The sequence below is a fragment of the Alloiococcus sp. CFN-8 genome (assembly GCF_049943125.1).
Taxonomy (GTDB): domain Bacteria; phylum Bacillota; class Clostridia; order Clostridiales; family Clostridiaceae; genus JAEXZL01.
On the sequence record NZ_CP188040.1, the window covers coordinates 3270665 to 3287465 of the forward strand.

Below are 16801 nucleotides of genomic sequence, written 5' to 3' on the forward strand. Positions count from 1 at the left end.
GGCATGATGATATGAGGATAGTTATTAAGCTTTTAAATATAATTTCAACAGTGATATTCATAGCAATGTTTGCTCTTATGACGTTTTTTGCACCTTTGGTTTTAGGGTACAAGCCAGCCGTTATACTTACAGGAAGCATGGAACCAACCTTCCCTGTGAACAGCGTTGTGTATTATAAAAGTGCTGACTTTTCAGAGATAGACGAAGGTGAGCCAATAATATATCAGAAGGGTGACGCTTTGATAACTCATAGAGTGGTAGAAAAAAATAATGAGCAGGGCTATGTGATTACCAAGGGAGATGCAAATAATACTGAGGATTCTTATGAGGTATATACTGAGGAAGTTAAAGGCATTGTACACTTCATGATTCCTTATGTAGGGTACGCTGCTCTGGTAATTCAAAACAAATTTATGTTTATAATGCTTATAGCTGTTCTGATATTAAACATTGCTTTAAATAAGCTTTTTGAAGAGAACATCGATAACAAAGTTATCCAGAAAGAAGACATAAATAATAAAAAAATTGGAGGAATATTAAATGAATAAGAATAAGAAAATGTATAGTGCTTTAGCAATGACAGCAGCGGTAGCTTTAATGACAGGGGCTTTTGCATGGCTCACTCAGGAAGCGGATGTAACTAATAGATTTGCCACTCCTTATGAAGGACGCTTTGATGCACAAATAGTTGAGACAGTTTTTGATGAAGAGGAAAATGATGATGTAACCCAATACTATAATGATACTGAAAATGTATGGGAGCTAGTAGTTCCTGATCAATTCAAGCCAGGAGATTCCATTAAGAAGGAAGTTCGCTTTGAAAATACAGGAACATATGATCAATTAGTTCGTATTCAATTCAACCCAGATTTAGCAGAAGGACTTTCACTAGTAGGAACTGGTGCATTAGATGAACAGTGGACCTATATAGTAGAGGGTGAGGGAGATGAAGGAGTTGGATACTATTACTATAACTTTATTCTAGAAGATGGCGAAGATACAGATATGATATTAGAAGCAATTAAATTTGAAGAAGATTTTGTAGGTCCAAATGTTAACTTAGATGCTAGTATCTTTATAAAGCTAGAAACAGTACAGCTAAGTGATGATAACGTTGCTGCTCAGGAAGTGTTTGGTAGAGCACCTCTAGATATCAACGGTTTGAATGTTAGCTGGATAGCTAGATAAATTTAATGACAGAATAGGAGAATTATTATGATTAAGAGAAAAGGACAAAAGGTTGCTTTAGCTGCGGTAGTTATGGCAGCAGCAGTGGCAGCTCTGGCTGGGAGCTATGCATGGCTCACTGCAGAGGCGGATGTAACTAATTTATTCTCTACAGGAGATAGGCAGTTTGATGGAGTTATCCTAGAAAGAGTAAATGATGAAGAGGGTTTTACAGAGTATCGTAAGAGTAATCTTCAAAATCCTAATAATGTTTTAGTAGACGATGCTTTTAAGCCTGGTGATACTAATTTAAAAGAAGTTAAGTTTAAGAATAATGGTGATTATGATTCAATGCTTAGGATTAAATTAACTCCAGAGGTAGAGCAGTGGTTTGCTCAAGAAGAGAGATTCAAGCCGATTCATAATTCATTAGACAAGGTGCCGACTGGAAATGATGCTCCAATTATTATTGAAAATTGGAATACCTCTTCTTTTACCTTTAAAGGAGAAGGACAGAATTGGAAGTATAATGAAGATGATGGTTATTACTACTACAAGCATATATTCAACGCTGATGAGACAACACCATTGATTCTTAAATCCATTACCTTTAATGGAGCAGCAGGAAATGATCACCAAAGGATTGACTACTCACTGTTTATTGAAATGGAGACGGTGCAGATGAGTGAAAATAATCAATCCATATCTGCTTTCTCTGAAGTAGACACTGTTCAAATAACCGGTGACAATATTACCTGGAACTTTAAATAATTGAAATGAGGTATAGAGCAATTTCAGGATAGAAGGCCAAGGAGGTATATTAGATGAAGATTAAAAATAAAAGAAAGCTCAGTTCTCTGGCTTCTATCTTGATGATATTGATAACCACTACTATAGTGGGAGTATATGCATATTATCAGATGGATGCTGATGTAACTAATGAGTTTATAATAGGAGAAAATAAAGGGAAAATCGTAGAGGACTTTCCTGAGAACCCTAAGTTTAATGGTCCTGTTACTAAGGTAGTAAGGTTTCAGAACACAGGAGATTATGATCAAATCATTAGAGTAAGGTATTCAGAAACCTGGACGGATAAGACAGGTAATATAATATCCAACAAGGTAAATAACGATTCAGTGGTGACAAAGAATTGGACAACCATTTGGCCAGAGGCTGCAGGAGGAAATCAGGATGACCTTTGGGTTTATGGAGGAGATGGATGGTTTTATTATAAAAGTGTTCTGCCTGCACACAGTGGAAATGATAGCATAACAGCTCCAGTATTGGAAAGGCTCGAATTGAATACAGCTTTAAGCAGCGAAGAGCTTAAAAAATATTCTGAAGGGAATTATTCTCTATCCTTCCAGTTAGAACATGTGCAAGCTACTGAGGCAGCAGTGAAGAAGGTATTTGGTAAAGACTGCACCATAGGTAGCGATGGCATGGTTCATTGGAATTAAGCTTAGGCTTAATAATTAAAATTGGAGGTGATTAGATGAAAAAAACTATAATTAGGTTAATTATTTTATTAATAATGTCCCTTAGCTTTTCACAGATTCAAGCTGTTAGTGCCGCAGGTAATGTAGCAGAGATTATCATTAAGGATGATGAGATTATTTATAATCCTGAAAATAAGGTATTTATGGAACATTTAAATATAATTCCTGGAGAGAGCTACAATAATTCTCTAAGGGTTTATAATGAATCCACAGCTATATATGATCTGTATCTTCAGCTTTCAGTACCTGAAAATGATGAAGAAGGTTTAAAGCTTTTAGAACATATAGAGATGGATATTATCTATGATAATGAGATTATATATAGCGGTAATGTAAAGGGAAATGAAGGGATTAAAGGGAAAGCACCAGGAGAAAGATATCTCCTTGGAATCTTTGATCCATTAGATCAAGGAGAAATAAATGTAGTTATAAAAACTTCTAATGAGCTTACTAAGGAAAATCTTAATGCTTATGGAGAAACAGAGTGGAAGCTCATTGCTGTAGCCTATGAACAGGGAGTTGGAAATGAAGAAACGGAGGAGGAGCCTAAAGAAGAAGAACAAGTTGCGTCAGAGGAGACTGTAATAACTCCTGGTAAAAACCCTAAGACAGGAGATGAAAAGTTAGTATTTCCATATATGCTTTTTATGGTAGGTGCCTTTGGCTCAGGAGTAGTACTTCTACTAAAGGATAAAAAACGTATAAATGAATAATTTAATGGCTGCCTCAAAAATGATTTGAGGCAGCTTTTAAGGTGTAAAAGTGCTTCCTACGGGGAGTGCTTATTTATTTTTATTCATATTTATGTTATAATTGAAAAATAAATAGATATGGGAACACATGTTTGACAATAATGGACATAGCTATTATACTTAATATTATTGGCTACCGTTAGAACTGGATATCTCCTTCTAGCGGATTTTTTGAGTATTTTAGATATTTTGGATTAAGTATTGTTAATCACTTTAATGGTAATGAGAAAGATATATTAATGTGAACATAAGTTGGAGGTAACTATGGAAAACAAAGAGCTGATTATGAAATATGACGTTAATAGCTTGACATCCCTTGAAAAGCTTGAACCAGTAAGAGTAAGACCAGGTATGTATATAGGCTCCACAGGAAGTAAGGGATTACATCACTGTATCTGGGAAATTCTAGATAATGCAATAGATGAGATTACTAACGGCTATGGTGACAGGGCTGCAGTGACTTTAAATAAGGATAAGAGTGTCACTATAATTGACAATGGAAGAGGAATTCCTACAGGGATACATCCCACAAAGAAAATATCTGGAGTTGAGATGGTGTATACAGAGCTCCATACGGGGGGTAAGTTTAACAACAAAAATTATAAGACCTCCGGTGGACTTCATGGTGTTGGTGCAGCGGTGGTCAATGCTCTTTCAGAATGGCTAGAGGTTGAGGTGTATCAGGATGGCAAAATATATAAGCAGCGCTTTGAATATGCCTATGATAAGTCACTTAAGAGAGTTATGCCAGGAACACCGGTTACACCTTTAAAGGTTGTGGGTAAAACTGACAAGACTGGAACAAAGGTTACCTTTATGCCTGACTCAGAAGTTTTTTCCTCCATAGATTTTAAGTTTGAATCCATAGATGAAAGATTGATGATATTAGCCTTCCAAAACAAGGGGATAACCTTAGAGTTTATAGACCTTCGTAAGGAAGAGGAAGTAAAGAAGGAATATTATTCAGAAAATGGACTTTTAGATTTTATTAATTATTTAAATGAATCAAAGACTGTTCTGCATCCACAGCCTATACTATTTCAAGGTGAAAGGAATATAGGTGGTATTGATTTATTTGGTGAGGTATGTATTCAGTTTACCGATTCTACTGCAGATTCTATTGCAAGCTTTGTAAATAATATACCTACAACGGAATCTGGAACTCACGAAACGGGTTTTAAGACAGGAATGACTAGAGCCTTCAAGGAATGGGCTAGAAAGCTAAATCTTATAAAGGATAAGGATAAGGAATTTGAAGGGGATGACCTAAGAGAAGGCATGACTGCCATTATAAGAGTAAAGATATCAAACCCAATATTTGAAGGACAGACGAAAACAAAGCTAGGAAATAATGAAGCTTATACTATAATGAATGAGCTTACCTATACCAAGCTATCTGAATGGATTGAGGACAACAAGGACGTTGCTACAATCCTTATTAATAATGCTTTGGAAGCAGCTTCAAGAAGAGAAAAGATAAGAAAGATTAATGAAGCTGAGAAGAAGAAAATAGGTAAGGGTGCAGCTCCTTTAGCAGGTAAAGTAGCTGTCTGTACTCTTAAGGAACCAGAATACAATGAATTTATAGTGGTAGAGGGAGATTCTGCAGGAGGTAGTGCTAAGCAGGCAAGGGATAGAAGATTCCAAACGATAATGCCTTCTAAGGGAAAAATTATGAACACTGAAAAACAGAAGCTTGAAAATGTTTTGGCCAGTGAGGAGTTAAAGATTTTTAATACGGCCATAGGTACAGGAACCTTAGATAATTATAAGGAAGAGGATTTAAAATACCATAAAATAATAATAATGAGTGATGCAGACGTAGATGGATATCATATCAGAACTCTATGGATGACTTATATATACAGATATATGAGGCCGCTTATTGCAAATGGTCATCTTTTCCTGGCTCAGCCGCCCCTTTATAAGGTTTATAAAACAGGGAAAAAGGGTGAGGTTTTTCAGTATGCTTACAGCGATGAGGAGCTAGAGCAGGTAAAAAAGAATATAGGAAAAGGTGCTCTTATACAGAGGTATAAAGGTTTAGGTGAGATGAACCCTGATCAGCTGTGGGACACAACCCTCAATCCAGAAAAAAGAACCCTGTATCAAGTGACTATTGAAGATGCAGCTAAGGCAGAAAAGATGATATCTCTTTTAATGGGTGATATAGTTGAGCCGCGAAAAAAATACATGTACAAATACGCAGAATTTTAAGGGGGATAATATATGGCAAAGAAAATCAATATACCTAAGGACGGGAATATAATACCTATACCACTAGAAGAAGCAATGCCAGATAATTATCTACCTTATGCTGTGGAAGTGGCAAAGGATCGAGCTCTTCCTGATGTTCGAGATGGGATGAAGCCTGTTCATAGAAGGATTCTTTATGGCTCATATTTATTAAGAGCATTTCCTGACAAGCCTTATTATAAGTCTGCAAGAATTGTAGGAGACATTTTAGGAAAGTTTCATCCCCATGGTGATACTTCTGTTTATGATGCTATGGTTATCCTTGCTCAGAATTTTACCACAAGATATCCTCTGATAGATGGGCACGGAAACTGGGGATCTATTGATGGTGATGGAGCAGCTGCCATGCGTTATACTGAAGCAAGACTTGCTCCAATAGCCATGGAGATGATTAAAGATATAGACAAAGGTACTGTAGATATGGTACCAAATTATTCCGATAGTGAAATGGAGCCAGCAGTACTGCCTTCAAGGTATCCAAATCTATTAGTTAATGGTGCCTTTGGTATTGCCGTTGGATTAGCCACCAATATACCTCCTCATAATCTCAAGGAAGTGGTGGATGGGATTACAGCTTATATCGATAATCCTGATATAACTACCAAGGAGCTTATGAAGTATATTAAGGGACCGGATTTACCTACAGGAGGAATATTGATAGGAAGGGATTCTATACACTCTGCCTATGAAACGGGAGAAGGAAAGGTTACCTTAAGGGCAAAAGCTAATATAGAAAAGTTAGAAAATGGTAGATTGGGGATAGTTATTACTGAATTCCCTTATAGAAAAAATAAAGCGAAGCTCCTCCAAAGTATTTCAGAAATGACTGGTGACAAAAGACATGCTAAGGCTTTAGAGTCAATTGTAGATATTAGGGATGAATCTGATAGAACTGGTATCCGTGCCGTGATAGAATTTAAAAAATCTACTGAAATGGAAACAGCAGATAAGGTTTTAAAATATCTATATAAAAGAACAGACCTTCAATGTAATCTAAGCTTCAACATGGTAGCCCTTGCTGATGGTAAGCCGCAAACCTTAGGACTAAAGCAGATATTAGTTCATTATGTTAATCACCAGAAGGAAATAATAACTAGAAGGAGCAGAAGAGAGCTAGATGATGCTAGCAAAAGATTTCATATTGTTGAAGGCTTTATTAAAGCAATAGATATTATGGATGAAATAATTGCGGTTATTAGAAGCTCTAAATCAAAGAAGGATGCAGGAGATAATCTTCAGAGTAAATTTGGCTTCACAGAGGCTCAAGCTAATGCCATTTTAGAGCTGATGCTTTACAGGCTTACTGGACTTGAAATTAAGGTTTTTCAAAAGGAATATAAAGAACTAGAAAAGCTCATTGCTAAGCTTAATAAAATATTGAATAATGAAAAAGAACTTATAAAAGTTGTAAAAAATGAACTTTTAGAGATAACTGAAAGGTATAAGGACGATAGAAGAACAGAAATAATAGCCGATGAGCAGGAGGCTAAAATTGATATTGAGGAGCTTCTTGTGGTAGAGGATATAATGGTTACTATTTCTAAGGATGGCTTTGCTAAAAGAGTACCTCTAAAAAATTACAACAGGACCAGTGGAGAGGTGGATTCTATTGAGTATAGAGAGGGTGATTATGCTAAATATGTTTTCCAATCTAATACCAGAGACATTATAATGGTCTTCACAGATAAAGGCAATATGTTCCAGTTTAGAGGAAACCTTCTTCCTGAGGCGAAATGGAGAGATAAGGGTGAAAGGATTGATACTCTTATAAAAGGGCTGGATTTAGACAAGGAAAGTATAATAGCAGCCTATACAATAAATGACATAAAAAGTCCACTAGATTATATTTTTATAACGGCTAAGGGAAATATAAAGAAATCCTCCCTTGATAAATTTGAAACTAGCTACACAAAGCTTCAAGCCATAAAACTAAAGGATGGAGATTCTTTGGTAATGGCTGAGCTCATGGATAGGAACAGAGAGGAAGAATTCATAAGAATTGCACTAAATAATGATTTACACTTTACTATTATTGAGCCTAAATTGTTATCTACTGAAAGGAATATACTTCCTCAATCACTGATATTACTACCAGATAAGCTCTCCATTAACAGTGCTGAAATTGTAAAAGACTATGCTCTAAGTGAATATATCGTTGGGATAAGCCCTAGTGGAAATATTAAGCTAGTAAAGAGCAATAAAAGAGATGATTACTTTAAAGCAAGAGTGACTCAAGAGGATTATCTACTTATATTTACAGACTCGGGAAAGGTTTATAGAATACCAGCTGTTATACTTGAAAGCTTAGAGAACACAGAACTTCATTTAGAGGATATAGCAGATTTCACCAGCAAGAAGGAAAAGGTTCTTAATATAGTAAGTAGTAGCATGGATTTAGAGAAAGGCATAGTTTATTATTTTACCAGTAACGGACTGATAAAAAAGACTGCTCTAAAGGAGTTTAGTGGGGAATATACAGAAATACTGGGCTATAAATTCAAGAGTGAAGGTGATGTCCTTATAAATATCGATATCTCCTTTGAAGAAGAAATAAATGTACTGATAATTACCTCAAAGGGAATGGCTATAAAATTTGATTCATCTAATGTGAATCTCATGGGTAAAGGAGCTTCTGGGGTAATAGGAATTAGTCTTAAAGATGAGGATAGAGTTATATATGGAGGAATTGTATCTGCTGACTCTGCTGCAGGCTCTAAGAAAAATAATCTTCAACCAGTGGTTACCGATGAAAGCTTAATAGTACTAAAAACAAACAAGAAAGAAAGTAAGCTATTAAAAATTGATGAAATTAAGGTGCAGAATAGAGCGGGCAGGGGAAATAATATTTTCCTCATACTTATGAATGATTATATTAAAGATGTGAAAATCAAGTGATAGGGGAGTTGATTGGTATGAAGAGTGCATTAGTAATAGTGGCTGAAGGCTTTGAAGAAATAGAAGCTTTAACAGTGGTGGATATATTAAGAAGAGCAGGGGTAACCTGTGATTTATGTTCACTGCAGGGGGAAGTTGTAGAAGGAGCTCATGGCATTAAGGTAATCTGTGATACTTTTATTGATCATGAAAATACCGCAAACTATGATGCTATTATTCTTCCAGGTGGTATGCCAGGAACTAATAATTTAAAAAATAGCGCACATACCCTTGATCTTATCCGTGAATATTACAGCAGCGGCAAGGTAATAGCTGCCATTTGTGCTGCACCAATAGTTTTAGCTGAGGCTGGACTGTTAAAAGGAAGAACAATCACCTCTTATCCAACCTTTAGAGAGGATTTGGATAATTGTATATATAAAGAGGATGCAGTTATAGTGGATGAAAATATTATAACCAGTAGGGGGCCAGCTACAGCACTGCCTTTTGCCCTTGAGATTCTCAAGCAGCTTGGATTGTTTGAAGAAGAAAAAAAGCTTAAAGAAGATACTTCTTTTTTCTATAGTATAATTTAAATATTTCTCGGCATAGTGTAGTATATATTATGCCGAGATTTTTATATATGAATGGAAAATTGATGATTAACTAGTTTTGATAAAAAAGTTAGAGGTATTTAAAGAAAATGTCCACTAGGTGATAGAAGATATAGATTAAATAATTGAAAATCATTATAATAATGGAGTAGACTTTGGTGTTAATAGATATAAAGTATTTATATGATTTATGATGGTTAGGTTGTGATAATTTGAAGGAAATGTGGTTAATTAAAAATCCCGGTATTGATCCTAAGCGTTTAGCCAAGGAATGTAATATATCAGAGCTTTCAGCAGTATTATGTGCGGTCAGGGGACTTAGGGATAGAGAGGTTGTGGAAGAATTTTTAGAACCATCCTTAGAAAAACTTCATGATAGTACTTTAATGAAGGATTATAATAAGGGAGTAAGTATTATAAAGGATGCTATTTTGTCCAATAAGAAAATAGTAATTTATGGAGATTATGATTGTGATGGTGTTATAAGCACCTATATATTATATAGTACTCTAAAGGAATTAGGAGCTAAGGTAGGGTATTATATACCGCAAAGAGAAGAAGAAGGTTATGGTTTGAATTCTGATAGAATTAGAGTGCTGAGAGAGGAAGGCTATGAGGTAATATTAACCTGTGATAATGGTATATCAGCTATTGAACAAGCTAAGTTAGCCTTAGACCTGGGCTTTACCTTAGTAATTACAGATCATCATGATATTCCCTACAAGGATACAGATGAAGGTAGAATATTTATGATACCTGAGGCTCATGCTGTTATAAATCCTAAGCAGTCAGATTGTCCATATCCCTTTAAATCTCTCTGTGGAGCTGGAGTGGCAATGAAATTTGCTGAAGGCCTCTTTATATCAATGAGGAGAAGCCTTGAAGAAGGTAGAAAGTATATAGAATATGCCGCCATTAGTACAGTATGTGACGTAGTAGATCTCATTGGTGAAAATAGAATTATAGTGAAAAATGGCTTAAAGATGCTAAATAACACAAGGAACATTGGTCTTAAAGCATTGATAAATGAAACTGGAATAAATAATAAAAAGATTTCTGCCTATCACTTGGGCTTTGTTATTGGACCTGAAATTAATGCTACAGGGAGGCTTGAATCAGCTGGCTTAGCATTAGAGCTTTTGTTAGAAAAAAATGAGCTTTTGGCAAAGGAAAAAGCTAAAAGGCTTCATGAGCTAAATACTGAGCGTCAAAGAATGACTCAAGAAAGCGTAGAGCTTTTAGAGGAGAAGATAATTACTGAAGGCATCTCTAAGGACAAGATTTTAGTTTTATATTGCCAGGATGTTCATGAAAGTATAGCTGGAATAGCTGCGGGAAGAATAAAAGAAAAATATAATAAGCCTACAATTGTATTAACAAGAGGAAAAGAAATGCCTAAGGGTTCAGGTAGGTCAATAGAAGGTTATAATATGTTTGAGGAGCTTTCTAAGGGAAGAGGATACATGGAAAAGTTTGGCGGACATCCTATGGCAGCGGGACTTTCCTTAAAAGAAGAAAATATAATTCCCTTGAGGAATTTTTTGAATGAAAATTGCCAGTTAACTGATGAGGACCTTATTCCTAAGATTAGATTTGATCTTCCATTAGGACTTGAATTTATATCTGAGAGGCTTATTAATGAGCTTGAAGTGTTTGAACCTTTTGGAAAAGCTAATCCTTCTCCTCTATTTGGTGCGAAAAATATCAGGGCTATAAAGATTAATTTCATAGGGAAGGAACGGAATATATTAAAGCTTAGGCTGGAAATCCCTAAAAGAGGTTTATATATAGATGCAATATCTTTTGATAAGGGAGAAGCTTTTAAGGAGCTTATTAAAGCCAACTTTTCAGAGGAAGAAGCAGCTAAGCTGATTAAGGGAGGTAGCTGTAATATATCAGTAGATTTTATATTCTATCCATCTATAAATGAATATAATGGTTATAGGAATATACAGCTAGTAATTAAGAGCATAAGGCTGACACAAAAATAAAGGTACGGGATTTTCATCCCATACCTATCACTGATTATAAATTTTTCTCATATTGCTCTACCATTCTCTTAACCATTTCTCCGCCAACGCTGCCGTTTTCTCTAGAAGTAAGGTCACCATTGTAATCGCTAAGAGGTACTCCTAATTCATTAGCAACTTCTTTCTTAAACTTAGATAAACCGTTTTTAGCTTCAGGAACTAGTTTTTGATTTCTGCTTGTCATAATGTCACCTCCTTTTTTCCTTTGTGATATTATGTTGTCCGTTATTTGGATTTATATTTTATTGAATTTAAGGCATAACAGGAATTTAATGCTTAGAGCTGTACAAAAATCAAATAATGCTAAAGGTTATCTTTATTTACAGTCTTTGTTTTAATTTTATAAATAATATTGGGAGCTGGTAATTATGAATAGATATAAAATTATTATGACCGGTGGTGGATCTGCTGGTCATGTAACTCCAAACCTAGCACTCTTTCCGATGCTAAAGAAGGAAGGCTTTGAGATAAAATATATTGGAGGTAAAAATGGAATAGAAAAAGGAATAATCGAAGGAGCTGGAATACCTTTCTTTGGTATATCTACAGGAAAGCTTAGAAGATATTTTGATTTAAAAAATTTTACCGATCCTTTTAAGGTCATTGCTGGTATAGGTCAATGCTATAAAATAATTAAGAGAGAAAAGCCTGACATAGTATTTTCAAAAGGTGGTTTTGTAGCTGTTCCAGTGGTGCTAGGTGCTTACTTAAACAAGGTGCCAGTGGTTTCTCATGAGTCAGATATAACACCTGGCCTTGCTAACAAGCTTATAATTCCATATTGCTCTAAGCTTTGCTTAACCTTCCCTGAGGCGATAAATCATGTAAGGAAGGATAAAGCAGTTATAACAGGAACTCCTATAAGAGAAGAGCTATTTAAAGGTAAAAAGGAAGAGTGTCTTAAGATAACAGGATTTTCAGGGAGGAAGCCAATACTTCTAATAATTGGAGGAAGCTTAGGGTCAAAGGTCCTAAATGATGCGGTAAGAAATAATTTGACAGAGATACTTTCTACCTTCGATGTAATACATTTATGTGGTAAAGGTAATAGGGAGGAGTCGCTGACAGATAAGGCTGGTTATAAACAGTATGAATATGTTAATGAGGAAATGTCTCATTTTTTAATGGGGGCTGATCTAGTAATATCTAGAGCAGGAGCTAATAGCATATTTGAGTTATTAGCATTAAAGAAGCCAAATATTTTAATACCCCTATCACAAAAGGCGAGCAGGGGAGATCAAATACTTAATGCTAAATCCTTTGAGAAAAATGGTTATAGTTATGTAATACAGGAAGAAAGCTTAGATGATGAGGTTTTTAAGAAAGCAATAAGGACTGTTTACAAAGAGAGGGAAAAATATACTTCTCTTATGGAAACGAGCCAAATGAAAAATGGCTCTCTAAATATCATGAAGGTAATACTAGATAATATCAAAAAATAATATTTATAATTTTTGAAAAGAGCGCAGCTCTTTTCTTTTTTTATTGGTTATATTTACTTTATATTTTTTTGGTTTTTATGGGGTAGCCATTGCCTTTTGATATTCAGACAAGTTTTTCAATTAACAATATTATGCACAATAATAGGGGGGGTGTTATTGGAACTTTTTATAATATAATAAATATAAATAACAGTTTTGTTATTGACTACAAATAAATTAAAAATGTATTAAAATTGATAAATAAATAAAAATTAAAATAAATTTAACTATTAAGCAAAATTTATACTAATAAATAAATTAAGTTCTAATCTGCCTATAATCAGCAATTATAGTGATTTTTAAGTGAGAATTTATTTAGGTTTATGAATAATATTAGAACAATATTGGGTAAGATAACTTGCAAAATATATTTCTTAGTATATAATATTAATGTAGTTTATTTTGCTTTATCTCTGGATTAAATATGTTATGGATTTAACATCAATTGATAATACCAGTTATTTTTGATTACTTTCGTAATGTATTGAAACAGATTTACTTTTATAAATAAATCCTTTGTTACAAAAAAATATTTAAATTTTTCATAAAGGAAAGTGAGGTCTACGCAATGAGAAAAATGAAAACTATGGATGGTAACACCGCTGCTGCTCATATATCATATGCTTTCACAGAAGTAGCTGCAATCTATCCAATCACCCCTTCTTCCCCTATGGCTGAGCATGTAGATGAGTGGGTTGCTCAGGGAAGAAAAAACATATTTGGACAACCTGTTAAGGTTATGGAAATGCAGTCTGAGGCTGGTGCTGCCGGTGCGGTTCACGGCTCCCTACAATCTGGAGCATTAACTACTACTTATACTGCATCTCAGGGATTATTGCTAATGATACCTAATATGTACAAGATTGCTGGTGAGCTTTTACCAGGAGTATTCCATGTAAGTGCTAGAGCTTTAGCTGCTAACTCTCTAAGCATTTTTGGAGATCATCAGGACGTTATGGCTGCAAGACAAACAGGACTTGCACTTCTTGCTGAAGGAAGCGTACAGGAAGTTATGGACTTATCTGCTGTAGCTCACTTGACTGCAATCAAGTCAAGGGTTCCATTCATCAATTTCTTTGATGGATTTAGAACATCTCATGAAGTACAGAAGATAGAAGTACTTGAGTATGAAGAACTTAAGAATCTTATAGATATGGATGCAGTAGATGCTTTCAGAAGAAGAGCTTTAAATCCTGACCATCCTGTAACTAGAGGTACTGCACAAAACCCAGATGTATACTTCCAGGAAAGAGAAGTTTCCAACAAGTATTATGAAAGAGTTCCTGAAATAGTACAGGGATATATGAATGAGATATCCAAAATTACAGGAAGAACCTATAACTTATTTGATTACTATGGAGCTCAAGATGCAGAATATGTAATAGTTGCTATGGGATCCGTTACTGATTTAATAGAAGAAACTGTTGACTACTTAATGAGCAAGGGGGAAAAGGTTGGTCTTGTTAAAGTAAGACTTTATAGACCTTTTAGCACTGAAAGCTTCTTAAAGGCATTCCCTTCTACAGTTAAGAAAATAGCAGTTCTAGATAGAACTAAAGAACCAGGTTCAGCTGGAGAACCATTATATCTTGATGTTAAAAATGCCTTCTATGATGCAGATATAAGACCTGTAATTGTAGGTGGAAGATATGGATTAGGTTCAAAGGACACTGTTCCTGCTGATATAATCGGAGTATATGACAACTTAAAACTAGATGCTCCAAAGAACTCCTTCACTATAAGCATAGTTGACGATGTAAATAACTCCTCACTAGAAAAGGGTGAAGATGTTGACACAACTCCTGAAGGAACAAAGGCTTGTAAGTTCTGGGGCTTAGGTTCTGATGGTACTGTTGGTGCAAACAAGAGTGCTATTAAAATAATCGGTGACCATACAGATATGTATGCTCAAGGATATTTTGCTTACGACTCTAAGAAGTCAGGTGGTATTACTGTATCTCACTTAAGATTTGGTAAGAAGGTAATTAAATCACCTTACTTAATAAATAAGGCAGACTTTGTTGCTTGCCATAATCAGTCATATGTTTACAAGTATGATGTATTAAGTGGATTAAAGAGCAATGGAACCTTCCTTCTTAACACTATCTGGAGTCCAGAAGAAATTGAAACTCATCTTCCAGCATCAATGAAGAGATATATAGCTAATAAGGGTATTAAGTTCTATACCGTTAATGCAGTTAAGATAGCTCAGGAAATTGGTCTTGGTGGAAGAATTAACATGATAATGCAGGCAGCTTTCTTTAAGCTTGCTAATATTATTCCTGTAGAAGATGCTGTTAAGTACCTTAAGGAAGCAGTAGTAACTTCCTATGGTAAAAAAGGCCAAAAGATTGTTGACATGAATAATGCAGCGATAGATAAGGGCTTGGATTCCTTAGTTGCTATAACAGTTCCTGAAAGCTGGAAGAATGCTGAGGACGAAAAGGTTGAAGCTAAAAAGGTTCCAGACTTTATAAAGAATATAGTTAATCCAATGAACAGAAATGAAGGAGATAACCTACCTGTAAGTGCATTCTTAGGCATGGAAGATGGTACCTTCGAGAATGGTACTGCTGCTTATGAAAAGAGAGGTATAGCTATTAATGTTCCAGAATGGCAGATGGATAAATGTATACAGTGTAACCAGTGCTCATACGTATGTCCACACGCTGTAATAAGACCATTCCTTCTTAATCAGGAAGAAAAGGATAATGCTCCTGAAGCTCTTAAGCTTGCAGACGCTAGAGGAATTAAGACTGCTGAAAAGATGTTCTTCAATATAGGTATAAGCGTACTAGATTGTACTGGCTGCGGAAACTGTGCTCAGGTATGTCCTGCACCACAGAAGGCTCTTATCATGAAGCCACAAGAAACTCAGCATGTAGAAATACCAAACTGGGATTATGTAATTGAAGATGTAGCTCCAAAGGCTAACCCAATGAACAAATTAACTGTGAAGGGAAGTCAGTTTGAACAGCCACTTCTTGAGTTCTCAGGAGCTTGTGCTGGTTGTGGAGAAACTCCTTATGCTAAGCTTGTTACACAGCTATTTGGAGATAGAATGATGATAGCTAATGCTACTGGATGTTCATCTATCTGGGGAGCAAGTGCACCTGCAACTCCTTATACAAAAAATCATTTAGGTCAAGGTCCTGCTTGGGCTAACTCATTATTTGAAGATAATGCTGAGTTTGGTTTAGGTATGTTCTTAGGTACTAAGGCTACTAGAGAAAGACTTGTTGATGAAGCTAAGGCTGCTATAGAAAGTGGAGTAAGTGAAAATCTTAAGGCTGCTTTAGAGGATTGGATAGCTAATGTAAATAATGGTGAAGGAACTAGAGACAGAGCTAACAGACTTGTTGCCTTAATGGAAAATGAAGCTTCAAATGAACATGTTGCTGCAATCCTTAAGGATAAGGATTATCTCGTTAAGAGATCTCAATGGATATTTGGTGGAGACGGTTGGGCTTACGATATAGGTTACGGTGGTCTTGACCATGTATTAGCTTCTGGTGAGGATGTAAATGTACTTGTATTTGATACAGAGGTTTACTCAAATACTGGTGGTCAATCTTCAAAGGCTACTCCTACCTCTGCTATAGCTAAGTTTGCTGCTAGCGGTAAGAGAACTAAGAAGAAGGACTTAGGTATGATGGCAATGACCTATGGATATGTTTATGTAGCACAAATATCTATGGGTGCTGATAAGAATCAAACCTTAAAAGCTATAGCAGAAGCTGAAGCTTATCCAGGTCCATCCTTAATCATAGCATATGCTCCATGTATAAATCATGGATTAAAGCTTGGTATGGGTAACACTCAATTAGAAGCCAAGAGAGCTGTTGAATGCGGATATTGGGGAATGTACAGATACAACCCAGCTCTTAAGGAGCAGGGTAAGAAGGCATTCTTTATGGATTCTAAGGAGCCTACTGCAAACTTTAGAGAATTCTTAATGAGCGAGGTTAGATATGCATCCTTAGCTAAGGCTTATCCAGAAGCTGCTGAAGCTCTATTCGAAAAGACTGAGAAAGATGCTATGGAAAGACTTGATAACTATAAGAGATTAGCAGCACAAGAGTAATTATATACTTTGTTTCTATAAGTAAATTCTTGTGACGATTTAAA

The 16801-nt window shown here is 35.4% G+C and carries 12 protein-coding genes; 11 read left to right on the forward strand and 1 reads right to left on the reverse strand.

Annotated elements, in window-relative coordinates:
- Window positions 1-11 precede the first annotated feature (11 nt).
- The 9 genes from ACPWSR_RS15315 to recJ all read left to right on the forward strand — a co-directional run bounded on the left by ACPWSR_RS15315 (window position 12) and on the right by recJ (window position 11153).
- A complete protein-coding gene (locus ACPWSR_RS15315; RefSeq protein ID WP_426349094.1) occupies window positions 12-548 on the forward strand; it encodes a signal peptidase I in 537 nt (178 codons plus the stop codon).
- Window positions 541-1188 (forward strand): hypothetical protein, encoded by a 648-nt coding sequence (locus ACPWSR_RS15320; RefSeq protein WP_426349095.1) that lies wholly within the window; start codon window positions 541-543, stop codon window positions 1186-1188. Before ACPWSR_RS15315 ends, ACPWSR_RS15320 begins: the two co-directional genes overlap by 8 nt.
- A 27-nt stretch (window positions 1189-1215) precedes the next feature.
- Entirely contained in the window at window positions 1216-1938 is a 723-nt protein-coding gene (locus ACPWSR_RS15325; RefSeq protein WP_426349096.1) for a BsaA family SipW-dependent biofilm matrix protein, read from the forward strand.
- Window positions 1939-1991: 53 nt separating this feature from the next.
- The gene (locus ACPWSR_RS15330) at window positions 1992-2627 is read left to right on the forward strand and encodes a BsaA family SipW-dependent biofilm matrix protein (RefSeq protein ID WP_426349097.1); all 636 of its coding nucleotides are present in this window, start codon (window positions 1992-1994) and stop codon (window positions 2625-2627) included.
- A 35-nt stretch (window positions 2628-2662) separates the two neighbouring features.
- Complete coding sequence (locus ACPWSR_RS15335) at window positions 2663-3379, forward strand: hypothetical protein (RefSeq protein ID WP_426349098.1); 717 nt, start codon at window positions 2663-2665, stop codon at window positions 3377-3379.
- Between the two features lie 303 nt (window positions 3380-3682).
- A complete protein-coding gene (locus ACPWSR_RS15340) occupies window positions 3683-5635 on the forward strand; it encodes a DNA gyrase/topoisomerase IV subunit B (protein ID WP_426349099.1) in 1953 nt (650 codons plus the stop codon).
- Between the two features lie 12 nt (window positions 5636-5647).
- Entirely contained in the window at window positions 5648-8569 is a 2922-nt protein-coding gene (locus ACPWSR_RS15345) for a DNA topoisomerase IV subunit A (protein WP_426349100.1), read from the forward strand.
- Between the two features lie 17 nt (window positions 8570-8586).
- Complete coding sequence (locus tag ACPWSR_RS15350) at window positions 8587-9144, forward strand: DJ-1 family glyoxalase III (protein WP_426349101.1); 558 nt, start codon at window positions 8587-8589, stop codon at window positions 9142-9144.
- A 239-nt stretch (window positions 9145-9383) separates the two neighbouring features.
- Complete coding sequence (gene recJ, locus ACPWSR_RS15355; protein WP_426351399.1) at window positions 9384-11153, forward strand: single-stranded-DNA-specific exonuclease RecJ; 1770 nt, start codon at window positions 9384-9386, stop codon at window positions 11151-11153.
- Window positions 11154-11187: 34 nt separating this feature from the next.
- Here the strand turns inward: recJ and ACPWSR_RS15360 are convergent, their stop codons facing one another.
- Window positions 11188-11376, reverse strand: coding sequence for a small, acid-soluble spore protein, alpha/beta type (locus tag ACPWSR_RS15360; RefSeq protein ID WP_426349102.1), 189 nt, complete (start codon window positions 11374-11376; stop codon window positions 11188-11190).
- Window positions 11377-11560: 184 nt separating this feature from the next.
- On the opposite strand from ACPWSR_RS15360, the gene ACPWSR_RS15365 reads away from it, so the two are divergent.
- The gene (locus tag ACPWSR_RS15365; RefSeq protein ID WP_426349103.1) at window positions 11561-12634 is read left to right on the forward strand and encodes an undecaprenyldiphospho-muramoylpentapeptide beta-N-acetylglucosaminyltransferase; all 1074 of its coding nucleotides are present in this window, start codon (window positions 11561-11563) and stop codon (window positions 12632-12634) included.
- A gap of 607 nt (window positions 12635-13241) precedes the next feature.
- Window positions 13242-16757, forward strand: a complete 3516-nt coding sequence (gene nifJ / locus ACPWSR_RS15370) for a pyruvate:ferredoxin (flavodoxin) oxidoreductase (protein ID WP_426349104.1) — start codon at window positions 13242-13244, stop codon at window positions 16755-16757.
- Window positions 16758-16801 lie beyond the last annotated feature (44 nt).

What these genes read in the sequence shown, in the direction of transcription:
- ACPWSR_RS15315 (WP_426349094.1), top strand. Translation starts at nt 12, where the DNA reads ATGAGGATAGTTATTAAGCTTTTAAATATAATTTCAACAGTGATATTC.
- ACPWSR_RS15320 (WP_426349095.1), top strand. Translation starts at nt 541, where the DNA reads ATGAATAAGAATAAGAAAATGTATAGTGCTTTAGCAATGACAGCAGCG.
- ACPWSR_RS15325 (WP_426349096.1), top strand. Translation starts at nt 1,216, where the DNA reads ATGATTAAGAGAAAAGGACAAAAGGTTGCTTTAGCTGCGGTAGTTATG.
- ACPWSR_RS15330 (WP_426349097.1), top strand. Translation starts at nt 1,992, where the DNA reads ATGAAGATTAAAAATAAAAGAAAGCTCAGTTCTCTGGCTTCTATCTTG.
- ACPWSR_RS15335 (WP_426349098.1), top strand. Translation starts at nt 2,663, where the DNA reads ATGAAAAAAACTATAATTAGGTTAATTATTTTATTAATAATGTCCCTT.
- ACPWSR_RS15340 (WP_426349099.1), top strand. Translation starts at nt 3,683, where the DNA reads ATGGAAAACAAAGAGCTGATTATGAAATATGACGTTAATAGCTTGACA.
- ACPWSR_RS15345 (WP_426349100.1), top strand. Translation starts at nt 5,648, where the DNA reads ATGGCAAAGAAAATCAATATACCTAAGGACGGGAATATAATACCTATA.
- ACPWSR_RS15350 (WP_426349101.1), top strand. Translation starts at nt 8,587, where the DNA reads ATGAAGAGTGCATTAGTAATAGTGGCTGAAGGCTTTGAAGAAATAGAA.
- recJ (WP_426351399.1), top strand. Translation starts at nt 9,384, where the DNA reads ATGTGGTTAATTAAAAATCCCGGTATTGATCCTAAGCGTTTAGCCAAG.
- ACPWSR_RS15360 (WP_426349102.1), bottom strand. Translation starts at nt 11,376, where the DNA reads ATGACAAGCAGAAATCAAAAACTAGTTCCTGAAGCTAAAAACGGTTTA.
- ACPWSR_RS15365 (WP_426349103.1), top strand. Translation starts at nt 11,561, where the DNA reads ATGAATAGATATAAAATTATTATGACCGGTGGTGGATCTGCTGGTCAT.
- nifJ (WP_426349104.1), top strand. Translation starts at nt 13,242, where the DNA reads ATGAGAAAAATGAAAACTATGGATGGTAACACCGCTGCTGCTCATATA.